The organism is Pseudomonas sp. GM21, from assembly GCF_000282215.1.
Classification (GTDB): domain Bacteria; phylum Pseudomonadota; class Gammaproteobacteria; order Pseudomonadales; family Pseudomonadaceae; genus Aquipseudomonas.
The window spans coordinates 41,910-50,700 of the sequence record NZ_AKJS01000127.1; the positions used below are offsets into that span (position 1 = coordinate 41,910).

Annotated in this window: 8 protein-coding genes; 4 read left to right on the forward strand and 4 right to left on the reverse strand. The window is 59.4% G+C overall.

Features of this window, described 5'->3' with window-relative positions; all coding sequences use genetic code 11:
• Nucleotides 1-10: 10 nt before the first annotated feature.
• From crcB to PMI22_RS08185, 4 genes are all read right to left on the reverse strand, one after another.
• Complete coding sequence (gene crcB, locus PMI22_RS08200; protein WP_007947507.1) at nt 11-385, reverse strand: fluoride efflux transporter CrcB; 375 nt, start codon at nt 383-385, stop codon at nt 11-13.
• Nucleotides 385-1,707 carry a replication-associated recombination protein A gene (locus PMI22_RS08195; RefSeq protein ID WP_007947508.1) on the reverse strand — a complete coding sequence of 441 codons (1,323 nt, stop codon included), beginning with the start codon at nt 1,705-1,707 and terminating at the stop codon, nt 385-387. Before PMI22_RS08195 ends, crcB begins: the two co-directional genes overlap by 1 nt.
• Nucleotides 1,708-1,853: 146 nt before the next feature.
• Nucleotides 1,854-2,477: an outer membrane lipoprotein chaperone LolA gene (lolA, locus tag PMI22_RS08190; RefSeq protein ID WP_007947509.1), complete on the reverse strand. Its 624-nt coding sequence runs from the start codon at nt 2,475-2,477 to the stop codon at nt 1,854-1,856.
• 64 nt (nt 2,478-2,541) lie between these two features.
• Entirely contained in the window at nt 2,542-4,947 is a 2,406-nt protein-coding gene (locus tag PMI22_RS08185; RefSeq protein ID WP_033049517.1) for a DNA translocase FtsK, read from the reverse strand.
• A gap of 307 nt (nt 4,948-5,254) precedes the next feature.
• On the opposite strand from PMI22_RS08185, the gene trxB reads away from it, so the two are divergent.
• The 4 genes from trxB to infA all read left to right on the forward strand — a co-directional run bounded on the left by trxB (nt 5,255) and on the right by infA (nt 8,042).
• Nucleotides 5,255-6,214, forward strand: a complete 960-nt coding sequence (trxB, locus tag PMI22_RS08180) for a thioredoxin-disulfide reductase (RefSeq protein WP_007947511.1) — start codon at nt 5,255-5,257, stop codon at nt 6,212-6,214.
• Nucleotides 6,215-6,278: 64 nt separating this feature from the next.
• A complete protein-coding gene (gene aat, locus PMI22_RS08175; RefSeq protein WP_007947512.1) occupies nt 6,279-6,959 on the forward strand; it encodes a leucyl/phenylalanyl-tRNA--protein transferase in 681 nt (226 codons plus the stop codon).
• 56 nt (nt 6,960-7,015) lie between these two features.
• Nucleotides 7,016-7,723 carry an arginyltransferase gene (locus PMI22_RS08170; protein ID WP_007947513.1) on the forward strand — a complete coding sequence of 236 codons (708 nt, stop codon included), beginning with the start codon at nt 7,016-7,018 and terminating at the stop codon, nt 7,721-7,723.
• Between the two features lie 100 nt (nt 7,724-7,823).
• On the forward strand, nt 7,824-8,042 hold the full coding sequence (infA, locus tag PMI22_RS08165; protein WP_002553999.1) for a translation initiation factor IF-1: 219 nt from the start codon (nt 7,824-7,826) through the stop codon (nt 8,040-8,042).
• Nucleotides 8,043-8,791 lie beyond the last annotated feature (749 nt).

Genomic DNA, 8,791 nt, shown 5'->3' on the forward strand with positions numbered 1-8,791 from the left:
TTCTCGTTTATCAAAGTTTGGTCAAGGACAGGCCGGCCCAGGTGGCAAGCAGCCCGCCGAATACGCTGAGCGCCGCATAGCCCAAAGCCAGCGGCACTTGCCCGCTTTCCAGCAAGCGCACCGTATCCAGTGAAAAGGATGAAAAAGTCGTCAGTCCTCCGAGGAAGCCGACGATCAACCCGGCACGCACCTCAAACGGCACCTCCGGGCGTATCAAAAACAGACCGTATAGAACGCCGATCAGCAAACAGCCCACGATATTAACGGCCAGCGTAGCCGTATAGAAGTGCCGTGGCCAATTAGCGTTGATCCAGTTTCCGGTTGCGAACCGCAACAGCGTGCCGGCAACACCACCGATGGACACCGCGATGACCAATGGAATCACTATTTTCTCCGCTGCCGGGGGCTTAAACGGTCAAGTTGGGCGAGGTGATTGAGCTTCTCGCCGATCTTCAGCTCCAGACCCCGTGGTACCGGCTGATAGAACGGCTGCGGTTCGAGTGCTTCCGGGAAATAATCTTCGCCCGCCGCGTAGGCATCCGGCTCATCGTGGGCGTAACGGTATTCGTCGCCATAACCGAGTTGTTTCATCAATTTGGTCGGGGCGTTGCGCAGGTGCAGCGGCACTTCCAGCGAACCGTGCTCGGTGGCGCTGCGCATCGCGGCCTTGAAGCCCATGTATACCGCGTTGCTTTTCGGCGCGCAGGCCAGATACGTAATGGCCTGGGCCACCGCCAGCTCGCCTTCGGGGCTGCCGAGGCGCTCCTGCACTTCCCACGCCGCCAGGCACAGACTCAGGGCGCGGGGGTCGGCGTTGCCGATGTCTTCGCTGGCCATGCGCACCACGCGCCGGGCCAGGTACAGCGGGTCGCAACCGCCGTCAATCATCCGCGCGAACCAATACAGCGCGCCATCGGGGTTGGAGCCGCGTACGGATTTATGCAGTGCGGAAATCTGGTCGTAAAACGCTTCGCCGCCCTTGTCGAAACGTCGACGGGTATCCCCGAGCAGACTTTGCAGCAGATCGACGCCGATCTCGCTGTTGTCTTCGGCCAGGTCCGAGGCATTTTCCAGCAGATTCAGCAGCCGTCGGCCATCGCCATCGGCGGCGGACAACAGCATCTGGAAGCCTTCATCGCTGAGGGTCAGTTGCCGCTTGCCCAGGCCACGCTCTTCGGTCAGTGCGCGATGCACCAACTTGCGCAGGGCCGCTTCGTCGAGGCTCTTGAGCACATAGACGCGGGCCCGGGAGAGCAATGCGTTATTGAGTTCGAACGAGGGGTTTTCGGTGGTCGCGCCGATGAAAATCAGCGTGCCGTCTTCAACGTACGGCAGGAAGGCATCCTGCTGGGACTTGTTGAAGCGGTGCACTTCATCGACAAACAAAATGGTTCGCCTGCCGTACTGACCGGCCTGTTGCTTGGCGATTTCCACCGCCTGACGGATTTCCTTCACACCCGCCAGCACCGCCGAGACCGTTTCGAAGTGCGCATCCGAGACTTCTGCCAGCAGCCGCGCCAGGGTGGTTTTGCCCACGCCCGGCGGGCCCCAGAAAATCATCGAATGCAGGGCACCCTGCTCCAGGGCTTCGCGCAACGGCTTGCCGCGAGCCAGCAGGTGTTCCTGACCGACGTACTCGTCCAGATTGGCCGCACGCAGGCGGGCGGCCAAGGGCTGAGCGATCGGGGCGCTGCGAAACAGGTCCATCACTACTTGCGAAACCTCACTATTTGAACACTGCAGGACCCTGTGGGAGCGAGCCTGCTCGCGAAAGCGGCGTGTCAGACAACATTGATGGCACTGACACTCCCTCTTCGCGAGCAGCCTCGCTCCCACAGTTTAATTAAGCGGCGTTACTCCTGGATCACGTCCGCACCCTTGGGGATATCGAACTTGAATTTGGATGCAGGGATCGGTTCGTTGGCCTTCACACCGGTGAACAGAATATTGGTGCGCTGACCGACGCTGTCGATCAATTGCATGTCATTGACCAGACCGTTGCGGAACGACAGGCGCAGGCTGTCGAACAGGGTGTCCTTGGTTTTCGGCTTCAGGGTGAAGTCGATCACACCGCCGGCTTCCTTGGCGCTGATGTCAAAGCTCTGGCTGATCTTGGACACGTCACCGGACAGCAGCAACGCCGGGGTCTGAGTCAGGCGCATGTCGAGGGTCTTGATAGTGGCCTGCTCCAGGTCCGGATCCCACAGGGTGACCTTTTTGCCATCGGAGACCATAGTCTGCTCGGCCGGCGGATTGGTGTGCCAGTAGAACAGGCCCGGGCGCTGCAGCGACATGTCGCCAGCGGTTTCCTGCAACTGGGTACCGCTGCCATCGAGGGTCAGCTGGGAAAAACGCGCAGTCAATGTCTGGGATTTTTCCAGCAATTGGGTCAGGCGCGCCACATCCTTGTCATCGGCGTGGGCCGAGAGCGTGGTCAAAGCCAGTACCGGCAGCAACAGCATGCGGATAAGACGCATGGGAGTCCTCATAACATTCGTGGGGGATCGGGCGGCGTGTGTGCGCCTCCCTATTCAATTCAAATCAGTCGCGCACCGGGCCCGGGGCCAGGACTTCACGCGAACCGTTGGTGTTCATGGACGTCACGACCCCGGCCATTTCCATGGCTTCGATCATGCGCGCGGCGCGGTTGTAGCCGATTTTCAGTTTGCGCTGAACCGCAGAAATGGACGCACGACGGCTTTCCAGTACGAACTGCACCGCCTCGTCGTAGAGCGCATCGGTTTCGGCATCATCATCGCCACCACCACCGCCATTCTCAAAGCCGCTGCCGGCCTCTTCGACACCGGCGAGGATGTCGTCGTTGTATTCCGGCGCGCCGCGCAGTTTCCAGGCCTCCACCACGCGGTGAACCTCGTCATCGGACACGAACGCTCCGTGAACACGAATCGGCAGACTGGTGCCCGGCGGCATGTAGAGCATGTCACCGTGACCCAACAGCTGCTCGGCGCCACCCTGGTCGATGATGGTCCGGGAGTCGATCTTGCTCGACACCTGGAACGCCATGCGCGTCGGGATATTCGCCTTGATCAGACCGGTGATCACATCCACCGACGGACGCTGGGTGGCGAGGATCAAGTGGATACCGGCGGCACGGGCCTTCTGGGCGATACGGGCAATCAGTTCTTCAACCTTCTTGCCGACGATCATCATCATGTCGGCGAATTCGTCGACGACCACGACGATGGTTGGCAGCTTGGTCAGCAGCGGCGCTTCGTCGTGAATGCTTTCGCGCTTGTACAGCGGATCGGTCAGTGGCGTGCCGGCGTCCTGGGCTTCCTTGACCTTGGCGTTGAAGCCGGACAGGTTACGTACGCCCATCTTCGCCATCAGTTTGTAGCGACGCTCCATCTCCGCCACGCTCCAGCGCAGGGCGTTGGCCGCGTCCTTCATATCGGTCACAACCGGGCACAGCAGGTGCGGAATGCCTTCGTAGATCGACAGTTCAAGCATCTTCGGGTCGATCATGATCAGCTTGGCGTCTTCCGGGCCAGACTTGAACAGGATCGACAGGATCATCGCGTTCACACCCACCGACTTACCGGAACCGGTGGTACCGGCCACCAGCAAGTGCGGCATTTTTGCCAGGTCGGTGATGACCGGCTTGCCGCCGATATCGTGACCGAGGGCCAGGGTGACCGGCGACTTGAAGTTGTCGTACTCGGGGGTCGACAGCACTTCGGAGAAGCGCACGATCTGCCGGTCTTCGTTCGGGATCTCGATACCGACGGTAGTCTTGCCCGGAATCACTTCAACCACACGCACGCTGGTCACGGCCAGGGAGCGCGCCAGGTCTTTCGCCAGGTTGGAGATGCGGCTGACCTTCACGCCTGCGGCCGGCTGAATTTCGTAACGGGTAATCACCGGGCCTGGGTGAATCGAGTCCACCGAGACTTCGACGCCAAATTCCTTGAGCTTGATTTCCAGCAAATGGCCAACCGCAGCCAGGGATTCGGGCGAGTAATTGAGTTGTTTCTTTTCCGCGGGGTCGAGAATCGAGATCGGCGGCAAGGTGCCTTCCACGGCGCTGTCGACGAACAACGGAGCCTGTTTCTCTTTTTCCACACGCTGGCTCGGTGCGGCCGGTTTTGGCGGCGCAGGGGCAATAACGGGCGGAACCTGCTTCTCGCGTTCCGACATGTGCTTGCTCAGGGCTTGCTCACGTTCGATCAGGCGTTCCTTGACCTTGGCCTGCTCGCGCTTGTCGGTGACGGTGGGTGCGACCACCTCATGCACGCGGTCGTCAACCTCACGCAGTTGCGCCACCAGTTGCTTGCGTTCGTTGCGGGCCGCCCACCAGCGATTGGCCGCGCCCTGGAACAGTTCGAACAGGTCGAGGGTGATCTTGCCGGTGAGGTCCATCACCTTGAACCACGACAGGTCGGTAAACACCGTCAGACCGAACAGGAACAGAGCGATGAAGAGCAAGGTGCTGCCCTGGACGTTCAGCGCGTTCCTGGCCAGATCGCCGAGGCTTTCACCCAGCGCACCGCCGGCACCCGCCGGCAGGCCGGTGGCGGCATGGAAATGTATGTGCGCCAGCGCAGCACCCGACAGCACCAGGAACACCAGGCCAATCAGGCGCCAGGAGAACAGCCAGCCGCTCCACTGCCATGGCTCGTGGCGCTGACGGAAGATCTGATAGACCTTGACCGCGAGCAACAACGGGAAGATGTAGGCGAAGTAACCCAGCACCATGAACAGGATGTCGGCGCTGTAAGAACCGGCGGGGCCGCCGAAATTCTGCACGTCATCGATCTTGCTGTTATGGCTCCAGCCCGGATCGTCCTTGCCGTAAGTCAGCAAGGCCATCATCAGGAACAGGCACAAGGCGCCAATGGCGATCAATGCACCTTCCTTGAGCCGGTAGTGCAAATGCTGGCGCCAGAGCGGAACGACTGTTTTGGGTGCTGCGGTGGATTTCTTCAAAACGTTACTTTTCCTGCGCCTGGGGCGCGTCCATCTGTTGAATGACTATAAAAAACTGCCCAATCCAGGCAGGTAAAAAAGTTAACAGGCGTAACCGGGACTACTTTTAACACTGCACCCGGTGTTTTATAAACACGGAGCGCACTGCTTATTTTGTTACACCCCACCTTGCACGCAGGCATTGTACGGGTTTGCCCGCCCGATGCCATGCTTGAGGCGCTGGATGTAGCATAGCCAAAAGCACCATGGCATGCGGTCAATTTGAGCATGCATTCTCTTTCGTGACAAAGGCTTATGAGGTGTTTTTATGAGCGAAGCGAAGCATTCACGCCTGATCATTCTGGGTTCCGGCCCCGCCGGTTACAGCGCAGCCGTTTATGCCGCCCGCGCCAACCTCAAACCCGTTGTCATTACCGGCATACAGGCAGGTGGCCAGCTCACCACCACCGTCGAAGTCGACAACTGGCCCGGCGACGTCGAAGGCCTCACCGGCCCGGTGCTGATGGAACGCATGCAACAACACGCCGAACGCTTTGACACAGAGATCGTCTACGACCACATCCATACCGCCAAGTTGCAACAGCGCCCCTTCGAACTCATCGGCGACGGCGGCACCTACACCTGTGACGCCCTGATTATCGCCACCGGCGCTTCGGCGCAATACCTGGGGCTGCCTTCGGAGGAAACGTTCGCCGGCAAAGGCGTTTCGGCCTGCGCGACCTGCGACGGGTTCTTTTATCGCAATCAGGTGGTGGCAGTGGTCGGCGGCGGCAATACCGCCGTCGAAGAAGCCTTGTACCTGTCGAACATCGCCAAGGAAGTCCATCTGATTCATCGCCGCGATAAATTGCGCTCGGAAAAGATCCTCCAGGACAAACTTTTCGAAAAAGCCGCCAATGGCAACATTCGCCTGCACTGGAATCAGAATCTGGATGAAGTGCTGGGCGATGCCACTGGCGTGACCGGTGCCCGCCTGCGCGACAGTCAGACCGGAGAAACCCGCGAATTGGCACTGTCCGGGGTGTTCATCGCCATCGGCCACAAACCCAACACCGACCTGTTTGTCAATCAACTGCCCATGCACGACGGTTATCTGCGGGTCAAAAGCGGCAACGAAGGCGACGCCACTGCCACCGCCATCCCCGGCGTGTTTGCCGCCGGCGATGTTGCCGATCATGTTTACCGCCAGGCCGTCACGTCGGCCGGGGCCGGCTGCATGGCCGCGCTGGACGCCGAAAAATACCTCGACGACATTCCCGGCGTTTAACGGCACACTTCAAGGCGGGCGCACCAGCCCGCCACCACCCTCCCCTTCTGCAAGCCCGGATGCCATGCTGACTTGGTTACAACGCAATACCCTGACCTTCCCTCCGCTGGAAAAAGCCATGCGCGACCCCAACGGGCTGCTGGCTGCGGGTGGCGATCTGTCCGCCGACCGTCTGATTCAAGCCTATCGCCACGGTTGTTTTCCGTGGTTCTCCGAAGGCCAGCCAATTCTCTGGTGGTCGCCGGATCCGCGCACGGTGCTGTTTCCCGACGAGCTGCATGTTTCCCGAAGCCTGGGCAAATTGCTCCGTCAACAGCGCTATCAAGTGACCTTCGATCAGGATTTCGCCGCCGTCATCCGCGCCTGCGCCGCACCGCGCGATTACGCCGACGGCACCTGGATCACCCAGGCCATGCAGGACGCTTACATAGAACTGCACAGGCGTGGTCACGCGCACTCAGTGGAAGTCTGGGACCAGGACGAACTGGTCGGCGGGCTGTACGGCCTGGCGATGGGTCAGCTGTTTTTCGGCGAGTCCATGTTCAGCCGGGCCGACAACGCGTCCAAATATGGCTTTGCCACCCTGGTGCGTCATCTGAAAGACTCGGGGTTTGTGCTGATTGACTGCCAGATGCCGACCGATCATCTGCACAGCCTTGGCGCAAGGGCGATTCCTCGCCGCGAATTTGCTGGCTATCTCGCGCAGCATCTGGATCAGCCCAGTCGCGCAACCTGGGTTTGCTGAGCGACTTTTGCGCGCTTGGCTTACACTTAATTCAAAGCTTATCCCGAGGGTTGATCATGACCGAGCTGGCGCGCTTGAAGTTCTATGCCACTCAGCCCCACTCTTGCAGCTATCTGCCAGATGAACAGGCCACGACCCTGTTTCTCGACCCTAGCCAGCCCATGGATGTGCATGTCTATGCAGATTTGTCTGAAATGGGTTTTCGTCGCAGTGGCGATCATCTTTACCGGCCACATTGCCAAAACTGCAATGCGTGTGTTCCGGCGCGTATCCCTGTGGGGCAATTCACCCCCAATCGCCAACAGAAACGCATTTTCAAACGCAATGCCGACCTACAGGTTCGCCCGGCCCGGGCACAATTCACTGAAGAGTATTTTGGCCTCTATCAGCGCTATATCGAACAGCGTCACGCCGATGGCGACATGTACCCGCCGAGCCGTGATCAGTTCGCAACCTTCCTGGTGCGCGACTTGCCATTCTCGCGCTTCTACGAATTTCGTCTCGAAGGACGGCTGCTGGCAGTGGCCGTCACCGACTTACTGCCGAACGGTCTGTCGGCGGTGTATACCTTTTACGAACCCGGCGAAGAACGCCGCAGCCTGGGGCGCTACGCGATTCTTTGGCAGATTGGCGAGACGCGCCGCCTCGGGCTGGAGGCCGTCTACCTCGGCTACTGGATCAAAAACTGCAAAAAGATGAGCTACAAGACCCAATATCGGCCTATTGAGCTGCTGATTAATCAACGCTGGGTCATCCTGAACTAGAACCCCTTGGCTTAAACCCCATTTTTCGGGCACAATGCACGCCGCTTTTGCCTGGCGCAGTTGCACCGGGCCATTCATTGGACACCGAGGGCTTTACTGCATGTCGAAAGAAGACAGCTTCGAAATGGAAGGCACTGTCGTCGACACCCTGCCCAACACCATGTTTCGTGTGGAGTTGGAAAATGGGCACGTCGTAACCGCGCATATCTCCGGCAAGATGCGCAAGAACTACATCCGTATTCTTACCGGTGACAAAGTGCGCGTCGAGCTGACGCCCTATGACTTGAGCAAAGGGCGCATCACTTACCGCGCTCGCTAATCAAGTCAATACAAAACGCCCGGTTTATGCCGGGCGTTTTTGTTTGTCTGCGATTTGGTGGGGTTTTGGGTTCTTGGGTTTTGGGTGTATATCCGTTGCTGCGGTAACGGCTGCTTAGGGTTTCGCTCTTACAGCGACTCACTTTTCCAGACGCCGAAAAGTAAGCAAAAGGCTTTGCCCCGGCGTACGGCACTTCGCCAAGGCTCAGTGTTCCCTCGCTACGGTATCCATCAGGGGACATCGCCTACGCTCTGCTTCGCTACGACCTCCTCTCGATGTGTTCGGCTTCGCCGAACGGCGCTACGCGCCTGATCCCCTGATGAACACCTCCACTCGGCCTGCCGAAGGGGCAAAAGATCAAAAGCAGAAGCAAGATCTAAAGCCACAGCCAGCCAGTTCAAAAGATCGCAGCCTCGTTTCACTCGACAGCTCCTACAGGGCATCGGCGTACACCCGCCCTTCACCACTCAACAGGCCGAGCGTTAGCTCGCCTGCAGCTTTTGATCTTGATTCACCCGCCCCTTCGGGAGGCTGAGTGGAGGTGTGCATCCGGGGAGTGGCGCGCAGCGCCGTTCGACGCAGTCGAACACGCTGCATGTAGGTCGAAGCGAAGCCGACCGGAGGGCAGTATCCCCGGATGGATACCGGAGCGAAGGTACGCCGAGCCCTAGCGAGGGGCCGGACGCTCGGGGCGAGCGTTTTTTTGCTTACTTTTTTTAGGCGCGTGTAAAAAATCGGCATAGGAGGCG